The sequence below is a fragment of the Psychrobacter cryohalolentis K5 genome, from assembly GCF_000013905.1.
Lineage (GTDB): Bacteria > Pseudomonadota > Gammaproteobacteria > Pseudomonadales > Moraxellaceae > Psychrobacter > Psychrobacter cryohalolentis.
In genome coordinates, this window is record NC_007969.1 from 2,701,939 (window position 1) to 2,719,078 (window position 17,140).

16 protein-coding genes are annotated in these 17,140 nt (G+C 42.7%); 9 read left to right on the forward strand and 7 right to left on the reverse strand.

The features are described from left to right. Positions 1-46: 46 nt before the first annotated feature. Positions 47-565 (reverse strand): YraN family protein, encoded by a 519-nt coding sequence (locus PCRYO_RS11230; RefSeq protein ID WP_011514508.1) that lies wholly within the window; start codon positions 563-565, stop codon positions 47-49. Between the two features lie 159 nt (positions 566-724). Here PCRYO_RS11230 and rsmI point away from each other — a divergent pair, with 159 nt between their 5' ends. Next, positions 725-1,681: a 16S rRNA (cytidine(1402)-2'-O)-methyltransferase gene (gene rsmI, locus PCRYO_RS11235; protein WP_011514509.1), complete on the forward strand. Its 957-nt coding sequence runs from the start codon at positions 725-727 to the stop codon at positions 1,679-1,681. Positions 1,682-1,742: 61 nt separating this feature from the next. Continuing rightward, positions 1,743-2,762, forward strand: coding sequence for an adenosine kinase (locus tag PCRYO_RS11240; RefSeq protein WP_011514510.1), 1,020 nt, complete (start codon positions 1,743-1,745; stop codon positions 2,760-2,762). Between the two features lie 100 nt (positions 2,763-2,862). Here the strand turns inward: PCRYO_RS11240 and PCRYO_RS11245 are convergent, their stop codons facing one another. Beyond that, the gene (locus PCRYO_RS11245) at positions 2,863-4,167 is read right to left on the reverse strand and encodes an O-acetylhomoserine aminocarboxypropyltransferase/cysteine synthase family protein (protein ID WP_011514511.1); all 1,305 of its coding nucleotides are present in this window, start codon (positions 4,165-4,167) and stop codon (positions 2,863-2,865) included. 225 nt (positions 4,168-4,392) lie between these two features. After that, positions 4,393-5,076 carry a Fe-S biogenesis protein NfuA gene (nfuA, locus tag PCRYO_RS11250; RefSeq protein ID WP_041753256.1) on the reverse strand — a complete coding sequence of 228 codons (684 nt, stop codon included), beginning with the start codon at positions 5,074-5,076 and terminating at the stop codon, positions 4,393-4,395. 366 nt (positions 5,077-5,442) lie between these two features. Here nfuA and PCRYO_RS11255 point away from each other — a divergent pair, with 366 nt between their 5' ends. The 4 genes from PCRYO_RS11255 to PCRYO_RS11270 all read left to right on the forward strand — a co-directional run bounded on the left by PCRYO_RS11255 (position 5,443) and on the right by PCRYO_RS11270 (position 10,002). Next, positions 5,443-6,402 (forward strand): alpha/beta fold hydrolase, encoded by a 960-nt coding sequence (locus PCRYO_RS11255; protein ID WP_011514513.1) that lies wholly within the window; start codon positions 5,443-5,445, stop codon positions 6,400-6,402. Positions 6,403-6,608: 206 nt separating this feature from the next. Next, positions 6,609-7,658, forward strand: a complete 1,050-nt coding sequence (locus PCRYO_RS11260; RefSeq protein ID WP_011514514.1) for a bifunctional nicotinamide-nucleotide adenylyltransferase/Nudix hydroxylase — start codon at positions 6,609-6,611, stop codon at positions 7,656-7,658. Positions 7,659-7,768: 110 nt separating this feature from the next. Further along, positions 7,769-9,166 carry a nicotinate phosphoribosyltransferase gene (locus PCRYO_RS11265; RefSeq protein WP_011514515.1) on the forward strand — a complete coding sequence of 466 codons (1,398 nt, stop codon included), beginning with the start codon at positions 7,769-7,771 and terminating at the stop codon, positions 9,164-9,166. Then, positions 9,160-10,002, forward strand: coding sequence for an SGNH/GDSL hydrolase family protein (locus PCRYO_RS11270; RefSeq protein ID WP_011514516.1), 843 nt, complete (start codon positions 9,160-9,162; stop codon positions 10,000-10,002). The genes PCRYO_RS11265 and PCRYO_RS11270 overlap by 7 nt, the downstream gene beginning before the upstream one ends. 118 nt (positions 10,003-10,120) lie before the next feature. Here the strand turns inward: PCRYO_RS11270 and PCRYO_RS11275 are convergent, their stop codons facing one another. Beyond that, positions 10,121-10,402, reverse strand: coding sequence for a type B 50S ribosomal protein L31 (locus PCRYO_RS11275; RefSeq protein ID WP_011514517.1), 282 nt, complete (start codon positions 10,400-10,402; stop codon positions 10,121-10,123). A gap of 436 nt (positions 10,403-10,838) precedes the next feature. Here PCRYO_RS11275 and PCRYO_RS11280 point away from each other — a divergent pair, with 436 nt between their 5' ends. Further along, positions 10,839-11,462: a YceI family protein gene (locus tag PCRYO_RS11280; protein WP_011514518.1), complete on the forward strand. Its 624-nt coding sequence runs from the start codon at positions 10,839-10,841 to the stop codon at positions 11,460-11,462. Positions 11,463-11,583: 121 nt separating this feature from the next. On the opposite strand, the gene PCRYO_RS11285 is transcribed toward PCRYO_RS11280, so the two are convergent. Beyond that, positions 11,584-12,018, reverse strand: a complete 435-nt coding sequence (locus tag PCRYO_RS11285) for a COG4315 family predicted lipoprotein (protein ID WP_011514519.1) — start codon at positions 12,016-12,018, stop codon at positions 11,584-11,586. Positions 12,019-12,616: 598 nt separating this feature from the next. Between PCRYO_RS11285 and PCRYO_RS11290 the strand changes: the two genes are divergently transcribed. After that, positions 12,617-14,224, forward strand: a complete 1,608-nt coding sequence (locus tag PCRYO_RS11290) for an FAD-dependent oxidoreductase (RefSeq protein ID WP_011514520.1) — start codon at positions 12,617-12,619, stop codon at positions 14,222-14,224. A gap of 79 nt (positions 14,225-14,303) precedes the next feature. Here the strand turns inward: PCRYO_RS11290 and PCRYO_RS11295 are convergent, their stop codons facing one another. Then, entirely contained in the window at positions 14,304-14,981 is a 678-nt protein-coding gene (locus tag PCRYO_RS11295; RefSeq protein WP_011514521.1) for a TIGR00730 family Rossman fold protein, read from the reverse strand. A gap of 343 nt (positions 14,982-15,324) precedes the next feature. Between PCRYO_RS11295 and PCRYO_RS11300 the strand changes: the two genes are divergently transcribed. Beyond that, entirely contained in the window at positions 15,325-16,218 is an 894-nt protein-coding gene (locus tag PCRYO_RS11300) for an alpha/beta hydrolase family protein (protein WP_011514522.1), read from the forward strand. A 10-nt stretch (positions 16,219-16,228) separates the two neighbouring features. Here the strand turns inward: PCRYO_RS11300 and PCRYO_RS11305 are convergent, their stop codons facing one another. Continuing rightward, positions 16,229-16,957 carry a putative quorum-sensing-regulated virulence factor gene (locus tag PCRYO_RS11305; protein WP_011514523.1) on the reverse strand — a complete coding sequence of 243 codons (729 nt, stop codon included), beginning with the start codon at positions 16,955-16,957 and terminating at the stop codon, positions 16,229-16,231. Positions 16,958-17,140 lie beyond the last annotated feature (183 nt).

Here is a 17,140-nt window from a genome sequence, read left to right on the forward strand (position 1 = left end):
ACATTATAAAATTAGCCACGCTTAAATAAATCATAAACAAGTCTTATTACCAAGCTGACGTGATAAATGCGCCTTGTAGCCATTCAGGCTGATTAATTTCTAACCGTTGATTTGGTTGATTGTCCAACGTGATATTGGCTTCATTTTTATTTTTTTTATTCATTGTATTATAAGCAATCACATCAAACCGACATTCATATTTATGATATTGAGGGTTTTGCTGTAAAAAATGACGCGCTGCTTTGATAATTTTACGTTGCTTGCCTGCTGTGACGCTGATAGCCGCATCACCAAAATATGAGTGCTGTCTTTGCCGTACTTCCACAAATACCAGTGTCGACCATGCTTGTCCTTTTTCTAACATCACTAAATCAAGCTCGCCAACTTTAGGCTGCTGCCAGTTTTGCGCAACCAAAATCAACCCTCGCTCTTGCAAAAACTCACACGCCCGCTGCTCAAATCGGCTACCTTGGCGCTGTTTTGGAGAGGTTAGCATTAAAGGTTTATCATTTGCCATGACGTCTATCAGTCTGCTCAACATTTCAGAATTATCATAGCACATCATGCTAAACTAACCACTTTCGCGTGTTGATACTGCTAGAATTTTTTACACTGTGCTTAAGCCTTATTTGATAAGGCATTTTTGCCTTTAATGTTGTTAGCCAGTTTTATCAGTCAGTGCGCCATATCCCTTTATTTATTATCTTAATGACCCGAGGTTTTCATGTCTAGCCCTACCGCGATGCCAGCTTGTCTATATATCGTTGCCACGCCGATTGGCAATCTGAGCGACATGACACCGCATGCGATTGATGTCTTAAAGCAAGTCGCTATCATTGCCTGTGAAGATACGCGCACCTCAGGTAAGCTGTTGTCACACTTTGGCATTAACACCAAAGGCAGTAAGGATGATGATACTGAAGAGGTAACAGTACACAATAATAAGAATGATGGCGAAAAAGACCCTGATAGCACGGCTAAACAAAAAGGTCATAATAAGCTTTGGGCTTATCATGAGCATAATAGCGCCATTCAAACACCCAAAATTATTGAAATGATTGAGCAAGGTCATTCCGTTGCCTTGATTAGTGATGCTGGCACGCCACTGATTAGTGACCCAGGTTATCAATTGGTGCAAGCAGCACATGCTGCTGGCGTTCGCGTATCCCCTATTATTGGTGCCTCTGCTGCTATTGCCGCACTGTCTGTTGCAGGATTGCCCTCAGACCGCTTTAGCTTTATTGGTTTTCTACCAGCAAAAACACATGGTCGCCAAAAACAATTAGCAGCACTGCACTCTCGCACTGAAACCTTAATATTTTACGAAGCGCCGCACCGTATTATTGCCAGTTTAGAAGATATGGCGACTGTATTTGGTGCTGAGCGCGAAGTAACGTTTTGCCGTGAATTGACCAAAACCTTTGAGACCGTAAATAAAAGTACGCTTGGCGCTTTGGTTGAATTTGTTAAAGCAGATGACAATCAGCAGCGCGGTGAAATAGTGGTGGTGGTCGCCGGAGCCAATGTTGCCCAAGACGATGATGACATCAGTATTCATGATAAATTACTGCAACGGCTGCTAGAGGACTTATCAGTGAAAAAAGCCGCTGCTTTAGGTGCTGACATCACCGGTGTCAAAAAGAATGCACTCTATCAGCGCTTACTTGAGCTACAAGCATAATAATTTTTGGATATTATAACCAAACAGACGCAGTTATAAATTCTTTGAGGAGAGATAAGCAATGTACGATGTGATGGCGATAGGTAATGCTTTGGTTGACCACGAATATCTGTTATCAGATGCTGCACTAGAAGAAACTGACCTGACTAAAGGTAATATGACGCTGGCAGGTATTGAAGAACAACAGCAATTATTGGCATATTTTAAGCTGGCAGAAATAGAACCATCAAAACAAGCGGGTGGCGGTTCAGCTGCCAATGCCATGTACACGTTTTCAAGTTTGGGCGGTAAACCTTTTTATGCCTGCCGCGTCGGCGACGATAAGCAAGGTGAATTTTATTTAAAAGACTTACATGAAGCAGGTGTTGCCACCTCACCTCAGTCCATTCATGTAGGCGGTGTAACTGGCTCATGTGTGGTTGCAGTAACTGAAGATGGCGAGCGTACTATGCAGACGTTCCTAGGTACTTCAAGCGATATAACCGCTGATAACGTTGACTTTGACGCGTTAACTCAAGCTGAGTGGTTGTATTTGGAAGGCTACCTTGCTATGTCTGCAGGTATTCAGCCAGCGATGGATCAATTGCGTCAGCAAGCGACTGTAAACGGTGCCAAGATTGCCGTTAGCTTTGCTGATCCAGCCGTTGTGAAATTCGCTAAAGAAGGTTTGCTAAATATGCTCGGCAATAAAGTTGCGGTGATATTCTGCAATAGTGAAGAGGCACGTTTATTTACAGATGAAAATGAATACAAGTCAGCGGCGCGTGCGCTACTTGAATACTGTCAAATTGTAGTAGTCACTGACGGTGCTAATGGTGCGGTGATTGCACATCAGCCAAATGATGAGTCCAACATTGAAATTCATGATATCCCTACGCCAGCAGTCGATAGTGTCATCGATACCAATGGTGCCGGTGATAACTATGCGGGCGCATTTCTATATGCTTTGTCACAGCAATATAGTTTGCCAGAATGTGGTCGTCTTGCCAGCGCAGTTGCCGCGCAAGTGATTCAACAGCTCGGTCCACGTTTAGCGTCAGAAGATTATCAGAGTATTGCCAAACGTGTACTGACTGCTTAAAAAATTAAGCCTAATAATTAGCAGTATTTAGATAGCTTAGAAAATAAAAAAGCCCATATCGATTTGATATGGGCTTTCTGCTTTATAAGCTATTATTTAATTAAGCCGCAGCCAATGCTTGCTCTAAATCGGCTTTGATATCTTCGATATGCTCAATACCAATTGATAAACGAACCATATCAATGCTGACGCCTGCCTTTTCGAGCTCTTGCTCATTGAGCTGGCGATGGGTGGTCGTTGCTGGATGACAAGCTAATGATTTGGCATCACCGATATTCACCAAGCGTGTAATCAGTTGCAGTGCATCAATAAAGCGCGCGCCTGCTTCAAGCCCACCTTTTACCCCAAAAGTCAAAATAGCAGATGGCGTACCTTTCATGTATTTTTTGGCAAGTTCATGCTCAGGATGGTCAGGCAGACCAGCATATTTTACCCAAGCAACTTTATCATGATCACGTAGATACTCTGCAACCGCTTGCGCGTTTTGAACATGACGCTCCATACGTAAACCTAGCGTCTGTAAACCTTGCAAAATACTAAAGGCATTGAGCGGGCTTAACGCTGCGCCAGTATTTCGCAGCGGTGCCACACGAGCACGGGCGATAAATGCCGCAGCGCCAACGTCTTTGACGAAGTTTACGCCATGATAGCTAGCATCTGGGGTATTTAATAACGGAAAACGTTCAGGATAATCGTCCCAAGGGAAAGTACCACTATCGACAATAGCGCCACCAATCGAGGTACCGGTACCGCTCATATATTTGGTCAATGAATGAATGACAATATCCGCACCAAACTCAAATGGACGACATAATGCAGGTGTCGCAACGGTGCTATCAATCACCACTGGCACGCCATATTCATGCGCGATATCACTGAGTGCTTGGATATCAATAATATTGCCGAGTGGATTACCAATACTTTCCGCAAAGACCATTTTAGTCTTATCATCGATTAAATCACGAATCGCGGCAGGATTTTTATGGTCAAAAAAGCGCACCTCTATACCTTGTCGTGGTAATGCATGAGCGAATAAATTATAAGTACCACCATATAGTGTCGATACCGCAACGATATTGTCGCCTGCTTCACAAATGGTTTGAATCGCATAAGTGATGGCAGCCATACCAGAAGCCACAGCAAGCGCGCCGATACCGCCCTCAAGTGCAGCAACGCGCTCTTCTAGTACCGCATTGGTAGGGTTCATGATACGGGTATAAATGTTGCCAGCAACTTTTAAATCAAATAAGTCTGCACCATGCTGAGTATTATCAAAGGCATATGAGCTGGTATGATAAATGGGCACAGCAACCGCTTTGGTGGTCGGCTCTACAGTATATCCGGCATGAATCGCCAAGGTTTCAAGGCGTTGATTATTTTGCTTAGCTGGTTGTCCGTCACTCATATTGGGCTCCTATATATTTATTCGCTATCAAAAAATATTTGGTGATTAAAATAGCTATCGCTAAACGATAGGCATAAAAAAAGCTGAGTTAATCATAACTCAACTTCTTTATGAAAAGAATAGCAAATTATCCATCGCTTAATGACAAAAATTCATAAGCAATAAAAAACAAACATCCTATTCGTACTTATAATCACCGATTAGGTTTTATTAATCAAAGCATTCTTATTTATAATAGGCGTTTTCAGTACGAGTATGATCGGTCTCATCAATCACTTGAGTAAGCTCTGGTATTTGCTGTTTTAGCTGCACTTCAACACCTTGACGCAAAGTCATATCAACCGCTGAACAGCCTTGACAACCGCCACCAAATTTCAATACGGCAGTCAATCCAACACCTTCTTCATCAATCAATTCAAGCAACTGTACATCACCACCATGCGCCGCCAGACTTGGATTAATCTCAGACTGCAACACATAGTTGATACGCTCTTCTACACTGGCATCAGCGCCGACTTTTGGCACTTTAGAGTTTGGTGCACGGAAGGTCAACTGACCACCAAAACGGTCTTTATTATAGTCAATTACCGCATCTTCTAAATAAGGTACTGATGCCGCTTCAATAAAAGCAGAGAAATTATCGTAGCTGAATTTCAGGTCAGCACTATCCTCTTCGCCTGGCTGATTGTAAGCCATGCAGCACTCAGCACGCGGTGTACCCGGATGTTCAACAAAAATACGTACGCCAATACCATCGGTGTCTTGCTTCGATAACAAATCCGCTAAGTAACCTTGCGCCGCTTCCGTGATGGTAATATTGCTTTTAGCTTCGGTTTGCTCAGTATCAAGCGCTGACTCGTAATCGGCAGCAGGTTCTACTTGAGTATCCGTTGGGTTATGTTCACTCATAATGCGTCCTATCTGTGTTATGACACCAGCGTGCTGTGTACCCGCTTCTTGTGTCGTCAATGCAAGGGAATATGTGTCAGTGACTATCATGCTTATCGTTTGTTGCTTTGACCATGACAGCTATCTATTTATACGGCTCATTATAGCGCACTTAGTCGACTATTCCGACTGCAGCGGTGTGAATTAGCAGTGGCTATCTGTAATGATACTCACTTATAGTGAGCTGACCGTATCTTCATTGTATATAAAGACAGTAAGCTGACTTATCAAGTCTATGATGCATTCAGTGTAGTTAAAAGCTGTTACAAGCAATGAGAGCAGCTAAAGAAATTTGCTCAGAAAACTTAAGTCTTAAGAGAGCCCTGTATGTTGACTGAAAATCTAAAATTTGTGAGCACAAAAGATAATGTACAAATCGCTATTTGGCATATTTTTGATAGTGAAAAACAGCAATATTTATCTGATAGCTCTACTCATAAAGCCCAAAATATCTTTTTAACTCATGGTACATTTTCAGACAAAAAAACCTGCTTAAGAATCGCTGAATACTTGGCAATACTCGGACATCACTGTTATATCATGGAGTGGCGCGGTCATGGTGCAAGCTCAGCATCAAAAGATAAATTTAACTTTGAAACCATTGCCACTTATGATTTTGCTGCGACGTTTGACTATTTATGTCATCAATTAAACCTCGATAATCTACACTGCGTCACTCATAGCGGCGGCGGTATCGGCTTAATCATGTTTCTCATTCAAAACCCAGACTATATCGACAAAATAAACAGTATCAGCCTATTTGCCTGCCAAGCCTATGGCGCCGCCTTGCACCCTATTAACCGTGTCAAAATATTTATCGCCAAATATCTCAATCGCTTATCGGGCTATATTCCTGCGCAAAAACTCAAACTGGGTCCTGTCAATGAAAGCTACCATACAATGAAGCAGTGGTACGACTGGAACTTACAGCAAAACTTTCACAGTAGTTTTATCAAGCAAGGCGATACGAATAAAAGCAATGTGAATAAGAACAGGGCGACACATATACTTGCTGATCCTGAGCCTTTTGATTACCGACAGCATATGCCAAAGATTACCATACCCATATATGCTATTAGCGCCAAAGGTGACCAGTTTATCTCCCCCACTTTGGGTTGTCGCGCACTGTTTAATAATTTTAACAATCATGCGAATATCTTTCGTGAGTACTCGCTTAGCAATGGCAATTTAGACGACTATACGCATAGCCGCATTTTAAATAGCCGCCATGCTGCCAAAGAGATTTGGCCAACGGTTGCGGCGTGGATTGACAAGCATAGCGACTAACTTTATATATTTACCTCTAGCTTGATTGCTCAATAATATAGATACAGCCTTAAACATCTTTACACTTGCCAGCCAGTTGCAGCCTGTGTCAGTATTGATGTCTTCAAATTATTTTGAATTGATAATATTTTGAATCCTAGTTAATAACCAATAATTAAAAAATCCCCATTAATAATTGATAGCAGTACGGCAGGAGCTGGGCGTTTATGAGTGAAGCATCAGAGCAAATTTCAGCTAAGAATAATACACACTATCGCTATTTGGTGTTTATCGGGCGTTTTCAGCCCTTTCATTGTGGTCATAAAGCAGTTATTGATGAGGCACTCAAGCGGGCTGACAATGTGATTATGCTCATCGGTTCTGCTAATCTGCCACGTAGTTTGCGAAATCCTTTTAGTGTTGCTGAGCGCGCGTCTATGATTAAGGGTGCCTATTCAGTAGAGCAAGCTGCGCGTATCCACTGCGTTGGACTCGATGATGCACTCTACAATGACACGCGTTGGCTACAATATGTACAAGCAGGCGTTAAATCCGTCACTGGCGACTTACAGACTGATATCGGTCTGATTGGTCACTCAAAAGACAGCTCATCGTATTATTTATCTTTGTTCCCCAACTGGGCATCTGTCTCCGTACCCAATTATCATAACTTATCCGCCACGCCTATACGTGACAGCTACTTAATGGGTGCTACGCCAACACCTGAGCGCACCCCTGAGTCAACGCGCAACGTATTGGATGAATTCAAGAAAACAAGCGAATATCAACAACTGCACGATGAAGCCGATTTTGTTGATAAGTATAAAAGACAATGGGAGTCTGCTCCTTATCCGCCAACCTTTATGACTGCCGATGCCTTAGTCGTACAGTCAGGACATATCTTGCTGGTTGAGCGCCGTAGTATGCCGGGGCAAGGATTGTGGGCACTACCGGGTGGGTTTTTAAACCCAAAAGAGACACTATTTGACGCCTGTATCCGTGAGCTCCGTGAGGAGACTCGCCTCAAAGTCCCTGAGCCCGTATTGCGTGGCTCTTGTCATAGTCAGCATACCTTTGATGATCCTTACCGCTCAGCGCGTGGGCGTACGATTACTCAAGCATTTTATTTTCAGCTAAAAAACGACCCAAAAGGCTTGCCAAAAGTAAAAGGCGGCGATGACGCAGCCACAGCGTTTTGGTTACCGCTCGCCGAGCTTGATGCCAAAATGATGTTTGAAGATCATTATGCCATTATCACCAAAATGGTCGGCTTATAGTATTTTATCAGACGGCTATGCGATCCTTTATTAATAATTTCCTAAACCGATAGACGGTAAAGGCTTCGCGCCGCCATCGTTGCGGCATCTCAAAGCAGAGGAGTTCTGTGATGTACACCAGTAATTTAAATAATTTAATCCTAAATAGCGACAGCTACAAAACCTCACATTGGGTGCAATATCCAAGCGGTAGTGAATACCTATCGAGCTATATTGAGGCACGTAAAGGCGACTACGATGTGGTGTTTTTTGGACTACAAGCGTTTATCAAAGAATATCTAAGCACGCCAATCACTCATCAAGACATCGATGAAGCCGAAATGGTCATTCAAGCACATGGCTTAACCTTTAACCGTGCTGGCTGGGAGCGCTTGGTTGATAAACATGGTGGTTATTTACCACTACGTATCGAAGCCATACCTGAAGGTAGTATCGTGCCTGTATCCAATGTCGTCTGCCAAATCATAAATACCGACCCTGAGTTTTATTGGTTACCAAGCTATATCGAGACTGCTTTGCTTCGTGCCATTTGGTATCCGTCAACCGTCGCTAGTGTCTCGCACTATTGTAAAAACATCATTCGTCAAGCGTTAGAAAAATCAGCAGACAATACCGAATCACTCACTTTTCGTTTGCATGATTTCGGCTCGCGCGGGGCATCTAGCCAAGAGTCTGTCGCCCTCGGTAGTCTTGCACATTTAGTCAATTTTGCCGGTACCGATTCGATGACGGCTTTGGTGGCTGCCAGCCGCTGGTATCAGATGGATAAAGACATGCCAGCATTTTCTATCCCTGCCGCTGAGCATAGCACGATGACGGCATGGGGACGCGACGGTGAAACTGCTGGCTTTGCCAATATGATTGAACAGTTTGGCGGGGCAGGTAAAAGCTTTTCTGTGGTCTCTGACAGCTATGACTTATGGAACGCCATTGACAATATTTGGGGCGGCAGCCTAAAAGACGATGTAAAAAATATGGGCGGTACCTTAGTTATCAGACCAGACAGTGGCGACCCAGCCAAAGTCGTGCGCGAAGCCTTGGAGCGTCTGGCAGTAAAGTTTGGTACGACAGTCAACAGTAAAGGCTACAAAGTCCTGCCCGATTATGTGCGTGTTATTCAAGGTGATGGCATCAGTCCACAAGGCTTGAGTAAGATTATCGATGTGGTCATGAAAGCAGGATTTAGCGCTGATAACGTGACTTTCGGTATGGGTGGTGGACTGCTACAACAAGTCAATCGCGATACCATGAGCTGGGCAATGAAAGCCAGTGCTATCTCTATCAATGGTATATGGAAAGACATCTATAAAGATCCGATCACCAGTCGTTCAAAGCGCTCGAAAAAAGGGCGTTTGGCATTAATCAAACACAGTAATGGACAGCTAAAAACGATTAAGGCTGATGAGCTTACTGCTGAGAGCGATAACCTACTGCGTAATGTTTATGTTGATGGAAAATTACTTATAGACGAGAGTCTAACTATTATTAGAGAGCGTGCAGGATGGTAGCTACTAGCAAAATACAGAATAAAATAGCCGCTGCTGCAAAGGATGTTTTATTTGCTCCTGTATACCTTTATCAAGGTCGAAAAATCAAACGAGATACGGTCCGTTTGCCTGAGCCAAATGGAGAAAGACATGGGTCTGTGCAACTGGATCATGCCAGTAACGAGTCAGCCGCTCAGAATAAACCCGCACTACATATCATGATCGTTGGTGATTCAGCAGCGGCTGGGGTCGGTAGTGAAACGCAGCAAGAAGCGCTCGTTGGTAAGCTCATTCCAATCTTGCAGCAGCAGCCCACTATTAATGAGCAGTTTGCGGTATTGAACTGGTCACTGCAAGCGACAACGGGGCACACCAGTTTTGATATTCTACGCAGGCTATATATTATGCCAGCACCAAATGAGCCTATCGATGTGATGATACTAAGTGTTGGGGTCAATGATACGACATCGAGTGTTGCTGTAGACAAGTGGCAACAGCAAATCAAAGATATTATTGCCATCGCTCAGCGTAAGTTTGGCGTGCGCGAGTTGGTTTTTTTAAGTCTACCGCCTATGGCACAAATGCCAGCAATACCTGCTCCGCTAAATAACTTTGTTGGCGCAAAAGCGTCTATTCTTGACGGAATATTGCAGCAAATCTGCAGGGCTCATGATAACGTCACTTATATGGCAACGGATTTCCCACGTATGATCGCTGAGCACTCTAACGGTACGCCGATCGATATCAAGGTAATGTTTGCGAGCGATGGCTTTCATCCAAGTAGCCTGATGTATGGCTATTGGGCGCAGCAATTGTCGGAGCTGATTATAGAATTACTCGATTCATCAACCCATTAGCCAAAAGCTAGCACAAAAAAACCGCTGAATAGTCAGCGGTTTTTTGTATTCTTAATACCATCACTGTGCATGCTTGAGAGAACACATGCTCAAAATAATATCACACAATACGTGTGAATTATTCTGCAGCGTCAGCATCAGCAGCTTTCTTACGGCCACCAAACGCACCAAAACGTTTGTTGAAGCTTGCAACACGACCTTCAGTAGAAGTTTTACGTTGCTCACCAGTATAGAATGGATGCGACGCACTTGAGATATCAAGTGGGTAGTATGGATATTCTGAACCTTCGTATTCACGAGTGGTTTTGGTTTTAACAGTTGAACGAGTCAAGAAGAACACGTCAGCGTTAGTGTCGTGGAATAAAACTTCTTGGTAATTAGGATGAATATCTTTACGCATAATAAACTCTCTATGTCCGATGTATGTATAACGACTTTGCAAAACAGCATTTTTAACGATGCATTCAGCAAACGATGACATACGTAACTGAGGCACTAAGGACATTCTCAGTCTGGCAACTGCGTCACTGGCTTATTCCAGCACCCAATACCACACCTCTGCTCACTTAGCCTTTCCCCAGCGGGAAAATCAAACCGCGATTTTACCGGTTTTTGGGGTTTGATGCAAGCAGCAGTTGTGAGGGTTATCGATGCTAATTTGTCACTGCAGCATCAATAGTATTGAGGCAGATAGACAAGCTGCGTATAATAATACGTTAGATAACATAATCAATAACTATTAATTTTTAAGATTAATTTAATAATAATATTCAATTAGTATTGGTGATTTAATTATCAATACTAATTGAATACTAACATTTAATAAGGATAAGACAATGAAAAATACAATCGCGAAAAACAGTATAAAAGCTGTTCTATTTGGCTCAGCAATTGCTATGACAACACTGGCAAGTGCGGCGCTGCCAACTCAATGGCAGCTAGATGATGCACATACGCGTGTCGGATTTTCAGTCAATCACTTAGGGTTTTCGACCACCATGGGTCACTTTAATGATGTCAAAGGCATGGTCAATTACAATATTAAAGCACCTAATAAAGCCAATATGAATTTCACTATTGTTACTGACAGTATCGATACCAATTGGGATGCTCGCGATGCTCATTTAAAAAAAGATGAGTTTTTTAATGTAGCAAAATATCCAACCATGACTTTTAAATCGACTAACATCACCTTTAAGAATCCACAACAAGCCACAGTCACAGGTGACTTCACTCTACTGGGTCAAACCAAGCCACTGACCCTAGATGTGACTCTGAATAAAATAGCCAATAGCCCGATGACCAAAGAGCCAGTTATTGGTTTTCGTGCAACCGGTGTGATTGACCGTGCCGCTTATGGCATGACCGCTTTTGCAAGTGGCATTACGACTGAAGTACCCATTCAAATAGACGGTGAGCTGATTGAGAAAAAAGCGGCGACGAAGAATAAAGCAAAATAGCTTTATACATATCAATGTTATGCTTTTATGAAGTAAGTTTGCAGTTAAAAATATCGTAATAAAAAGCAGCCACAATGATGGCTGCTTTTTTATGGTAAAACTTAGTCTTTATATTCAGACCTTACTTGGTTCTAACGATATGCCAAACACCAAGTTTATTGTCGCCATCTTTATCCCCAACATTGGTGTCATTGGCATAGAAATACAGCGGCTTGCCGTTCATGGCCCATTGATACTTGCCGTCTTCACGTTGGAAGGCAGCAAACTGCCCTGAGGCTTTGGCATTGCTAGGTGCCATAAATGCCGGCCAAACTAGCATACAAGCGCTACCACACTCTGATCTATTCATCGAATCTTTATCAAAAGTATACAAAGTCATATGGTTACGAGAATCAACCAACATGCCGTTTTTACTCATGACAGGCGCAGTATTTTTATTGGTTGCTTGCACGTCATGCATACCAGAGTCGTCATTACCGACCATATTGTTTAGCGTTGAACAACCGCTAAGAGCCAACATACTACTAAGAGCGGATAAAACTAAAATATGTTTCATAATAACTTCCTTGTCATTGTCATCATAGATTGTTAATTGTTATTAGATCGTTCTTATCACTCTAGGATTTAAGCCATAATAAATTGCAAGCAAATATCTTAAACCCATTATTGAGATTTTAAATATAGCATAGGATTTATAGCTGTTATTCTTGTCCTCATATAAATTTACAAAAGCCCATAAACATTACAATTTCGCCAAACAAAAATACTTAATACCATCAGTAATTAGCGGTTTTAAGAGGAATTCAATCTGCTCATCCCTATGGTAATAATAGGATGACGCTTTTAAATTGAATTAAAAATATTATCTTAATTGAGTAAGTTTATGCCCAATAGAATTTTGGGTTAAACGTTGACAAAAATCATGTATGCACTTACCAATTTGCCGTTCTATTCCCCAACGTTTTTTGTAGAATAGCGCTATAGAAATTAAGCATGACTACACAATGGCGAATGTGACCATTGAGATTTATGATCACTGTTGAACTTGACTGCCTCTGCACGCATATCAATATCCATAAGCCACCTCATGCCTATGCCAAGTACCCCTTTAAGTACCACTTGATGCAAATGCTATTAAGGATATAACCTCGACAATGACTCACTCTCTCATGAATAATCAAGTAATTGCTACTCAACGTGTCGGTATCCTCGGTGGTGGTACGGCGGGGGCAACCATTGCCATTCGATTGGCAGCGTTAGGGCTTGAAACTTATGTGTTCGAAAAAAACAAATCGCTGATTGATGGTCCGCCTATGTGCCATTTGCATGCAGGTGGCAATCTCTACCGCGAAATCCCTGACGAGGACTGCGTCGCCCTTCTCAAACAGTGCATCGATATTTTACGGCTTTATCCTTATACTATTGATGTACGCCCAACGGTATTTGCGGTGCCGACTCGTGATGACGGCTTGCCTGAAGACTTGCTACCGCGGCTTGAGATATTGACCGATGCGTATCGTGAACTGATTGCTCAAGATGCCAACAACAAAGTACTGGGTGAACCGGAAGATTATTATCAGCTCTACAGCCATGAACAACTGATTGCATTGTCTGAGCGTGAGCAAGTGACTGTGCCAACTACCGTTGATGAATGGATGATACCGGTTGCTAAGTATTTAGATTTAAATAAAGTTAAATTTCCGCTGATTGTGGTACAAGAATATGGCTGGAATATCTTTCGCTTGGCAGCATCGGCGCAATTGGCATTAGATGGTTATGAGCATGCGCATGTCTTTACTGATACTCAAGTAAAGCAGGTCATGCCAGTTGATTGTGAAAACTGCTCAAACGCTGATCATCATGTGACCAAATGGCGTATTGATTATCAGCAAGGTGCTGGTTTAGATCCTGAAGCGCAATCTAATAGCAAAATCGAGTCCATCGAAGTTGATTACCTCGTCAATGCCTGTGGTTTTCGTACAGGGGTGATTGATGATATGGTCGGTGTCAAAGTCACGCGTATGGTAGAGTTTAAATCCTCTTATATTACTCATTGGGAAGATACCGGTGGACAGATACCAGAGATTATTGTCTACGGTAATCGCGGTACACCTGAAGGGATGGCGCAATTAACCCCTTATCCGGGTGGTTATTTTCAGATACATGGCATGAGTAATTTTATCACGCTGTTTAATGATGGCTTGGTGGCTTCAAGTAAAGACAGCGCCCAACCAAAATTGCCGCCGCAATATGTGCACTATATCGAAGATGGTTGGGACAAAGCACCACTACAAGCGCGTAGCCAACAAGCGATTGATTATGTGGCAGAATTTGTACCGACCTTCCATAGTGCCCGTACTGTCGGCAATGCTTTATACGGTGGGCAGCAAATTCCTGGTGAGGATGATACACTGCGGGTCGCTGATGTGAGCTTGTACTCTAATATTCGCTATGCCCGTGCTGAAAACGTCAAAGCATCTTCAACTCTAATTGCAGCAGATCAAATCGTTGATGAATTGAGTGAGCTTGGTTTGATTGAAATTGATACGCCCGTGAACCGTAATCGCTATGCTCATGAGTGGGCGTATCTGGCGCACAACGACAGTCTGGCTATTGAGACAGTCGCCCGTGATTTGGCAAAAGAGCGTGGCTTTCCGCTGGCAATGGCAGGCGTCAATCGTGGTATTCGCGAAAAAGCGTTAGAGGATTTAAATATTAATAATAGTTCAGATAATTATAGGACTGAAGAAAGACGTTCTTAATTACCAGACAAAAAAAGGGAAGGAATTGCTTTTTTTAGCCATTCTCTCCCTTTTTTCATATTTGCTTATATATCTGCTTTTAGTTGCCAGCCATCTTTTCTGTATCGACAGCAGCATCTATTTTGACCATCGTCTGCAGTAAATCAATAGCATCACCAATCGTGTTACATACTACTAAGCGCTCAAGATCTTCTTGCTTCATAAAGCCTTGCTCAGTGGTATATTTTAAATGCTCAATCATACGATCATAAAAACCATTAATATTCAAAATAATCATTGGCTTTTCATGTTGATATAGCTGGCGCCATGTGGCGATTTCCATGATTTCCTCTAAAGTACCAAGCCCACCCGGTAAAGTAATAAAGGCATCAGCATATTCTGCCATCACTGTTTTACGCGTGTGCATGGTATCTGTGAGATGTAAACGGGTCAGCTGCTCATGAGCAATTTCGTGTTTGAGCATAAAGGTTGGGATCACACCGACTGCTTCTGCACCACCTCGAATCACTTCATCAGCCACTGCGCCCATCAACCCAATACTCGCGCCACCGTATACTAAACCCATGCCATTTTCTGCTAATGCCACACCAAGCTCTCGTGCGGCTTGCTCATATATGACATCATTACCCAAACGCGACCCACAATAGACCGCAACTAGCGGCATAGTTAACGCTGATTTATCCACGGCTTTTTCGATATTAGTAATATCTTGACTGGTAATCACTTCATAAGTGTCATTGTTAATTTTCATTTGCATATAGCTTCCTTAACTTTTATATCAATTGTTTTTATTAAGAACTTGTTTGTTAAAGCGTTTTTATCCGTGCATGTTGAATAGTCAAGATAGTTATTCAGTCCAGTCTTAATGGATCATATCATGCAAGATAAATTGAGATAGAACTTAGAAGTCATATTTGAGCGCCTTCCCTACTGAGATTTATTTTAACATAAGCAATGCTATCACGCGGTCGCAACCATTTATCACTACGCAATTACTACATTTTTAAGGCTATACATTGGCAGCTTATTGCAAATTAACGCCCTCTCTTTGCTAACAAAGCTCATTCATAAAAATAACTACAATATATTAAGGTTCAACCATGGAAAATAGCCCTACTATTACTCAAACAGAGGCTTATTCATTAAGCATTATGACCGATCGCAATCAGGCATTGGCAGCGACTGTCTATCGTCCCAAAACGCCTGTAAAAAAAGCCGTCATGATAGCACCAGCAACAGGTATCAAACGCCAGTTTTATCATAACTTTGCCACTCACTTAGCCGAGCATGGATTTGGCATACTGACATTCGATAATGAAGGTATAGGTGAGTCACTCTCAACTGACTTGGCAAAATGTGATGCATCTTTAATCAGCTGGGGTCGCCACGACATGTCAGCAGTCCTTGATGCCTTGCAAGATGAATTTACCGATGCCACTTATCATTTGATTGGTCATAGCGCTGGCGGTCAGCTCATTGGTTTGATGCCAAATTCCCAGTCTATTGCTTCAGTATTTAATGTCGCCTGCTCATCGGGTCGCATCAAAAACATGGACATGCCTTATAAGCTTAAGGCCATAGGTTTTATGGAAGCATTTATTCCTCTCACTAACTTGACGCTAGGCTACACGCCATCGGATAAAATCGGCATGGGCGAGCCGCTGCCGCGCGGCGTCGCTCGTCAATGGCGTGAGTGGTGTAATGGCGCAGGTTATATCAAGACCGCCTTTGGGAAAAGTATACACACGCATTTTTATGATGAGATCGATATGCCAGCGTTATGGCTAGGGTTTAGTGATGATGAGATTGCCAATAGCAAAAATATGGATGATATGATTCGCGTTTTTACCAAAATGCCAGTAGAAAAACGCTTTTTAGATCCCAAAGATTTTGGTGTTAGTAGCATCGGTCACATGCGTTATTTTAGCAGCAGGACGAATGCTAAAGCGCCTAAGCTGTGGCAAATGGCTATTGATTGGTTACATAATCAATAGACTTCAGAGCCTATTTAATTACGGATTCGTCTATTGATTCTTTTGCGTTTGCTGCCGCTTCTGCCTTGATGCGTTTGGTCAATGCAGAATAAAGCGACGGCTGCATATTATGGATGTTACCCAGCATCCATTTTACATAGCTAATAGGCACCTCTTTGATTGGCATGCCTTTATGCTTGCCAAAGGGCATTTTACCGACTGGATTGGCTTTATTGGCAATAGCATGCGCTGCTGCAAAATCAGTTGGTGCAATCTCTAAGCGCTCGCAGCAAGCCTGATACAGCAGATAACACATACGAGCATCACCGAGCGCATCATGAGCGGCAATCGTCATCCTACTAGCTTCACCCTTGCCCAATAACTGCTCAATACATTTGGACTGACCATAGGCGCTCCATTCAGGAAACGCGACGCGCGCCAGCCTAACGGTGCAAATTAGCTTAGCGGAAGGACTGCCAATCACCCGCCAATCAAAGCGTACATTATGACCGATAAGATACTCAGGTAACTCAAACTGCTCAAGCTCAAACCGCTCAAGCCCCGCTACATCGTCATCGGTAATGCCATGGACTCTAATCACAACTGGCGATATTGAGCGCCCACTATTAAAGTATTTCATCCACTCAAAGCCCGTCGCTACATTAATCGTCGCCACTTGGATAGGACGTGGATCACGACCTTGATCGGTTTCAGTATCGATAATCAGCGCAGTATCGACCATGTTAAAAGCAGCAGCCATAAAAATTTAACCATAGCAAGTTGGACATAAATGACAGACAATTTTGCTCGTTTAAAAGGAGCATTATAATTAATCTACTTTTAAAAGAGCAAAACACTACTAGGGTTAATTATTCGCAGCCTCTGTCTGCATAGGCACAGCAAGCAAGAAAAATTAACCCCAGTAGTGATTGATAACATTTGT

Coding starts and splice junctions, on each gene's coding strand:
- PCRYO_RS11280 (WP_011514518.1), top strand. CDS start 10,839: ATGAAAAATACAATCGCGAAAAACAGTATAAAAGCTGTTCTATTTGGC.
- PCRYO_RS11305 (WP_011514523.1), bottom strand. CDS start 16,957: ATGGCTGCTGCTTTTAACATGGTCGATACTGCGCTGATTATCGATACT.
- PCRYO_RS11270 (WP_011514516.1), top strand. CDS start 9,160: ATGGTAGCTACTAGCAAAATACAGAATAAAATAGCCGCTGCTGCAAAG.
- PCRYO_RS11295 (WP_011514521.1), bottom strand. CDS start 14,981: ATGCAAATGAAAATTAACAATGACACTTATGAAGTGATTACCAGTCAA.
- PCRYO_RS11255 (WP_011514513.1), top strand. CDS start 5,443: ATGTTGACTGAAAATCTAAAATTTGTGAGCACAAAAGATAATGTACAA.
- PCRYO_RS11245 (WP_011514511.1), bottom strand. CDS start 4,167: ATGAGTGACGGACAACCAGCTAAGCAAAATAATCAACGCCTTGAAACC.
- rsmI (WP_011514509.1), top strand. CDS start 725: ATGTCTAGCCCTACCGCGATGCCAGCTTGTCTATATATCGTTGCCACG.
- PCRYO_RS11260 (WP_011514514.1), top strand. CDS start 6,609: ATGAGTGAAGCATCAGAGCAAATTTCAGCTAAGAATAATACACACTAT.
- PCRYO_RS11265 (WP_011514515.1), top strand. CDS start 7,769: ATGTACACCAGTAATTTAAATAATTTAATCCTAAATAGCGACAGCTAC.
- PCRYO_RS11230 (WP_011514508.1), bottom strand. CDS start 565: ATGATGTGCTATGATAATTCTGAAATGTTGAGCAGACTGATAGACGTC.
- PCRYO_RS11300 (WP_011514522.1), top strand. CDS start 15,325: ATGGAAAATAGCCCTACTATTACTCAAACAGAGGCTTATTCATTAAGC.
- PCRYO_RS11275 (WP_011514517.1), bottom strand. CDS start 10,402: ATGCGTAAAGATATTCATCCTAATTACCAAGAAGTTTTATTCCACGAC.
- PCRYO_RS11240 (WP_011514510.1), top strand. CDS start 1,743: ATGTACGATGTGATGGCGATAGGTAATGCTTTGGTTGACCACGAATAT.
- PCRYO_RS11290 (WP_011514520.1), top strand. CDS start 12,617: ATGACTCACTCTCTCATGAATAATCAAGTAATTGCTACTCAACGTGTC.
- PCRYO_RS11285 (WP_011514519.1), bottom strand. CDS start 12,018: ATGAAACATATTTTAGTTTTATCCGCTCTTAGTAGTATGTTGGCTCTT.
- nfuA (WP_041753256.1), bottom strand. CDS start 5,076: ATGAGTGAACATAACCCAACGGATACTCAAGTAGAACCTGCTGCCGAT.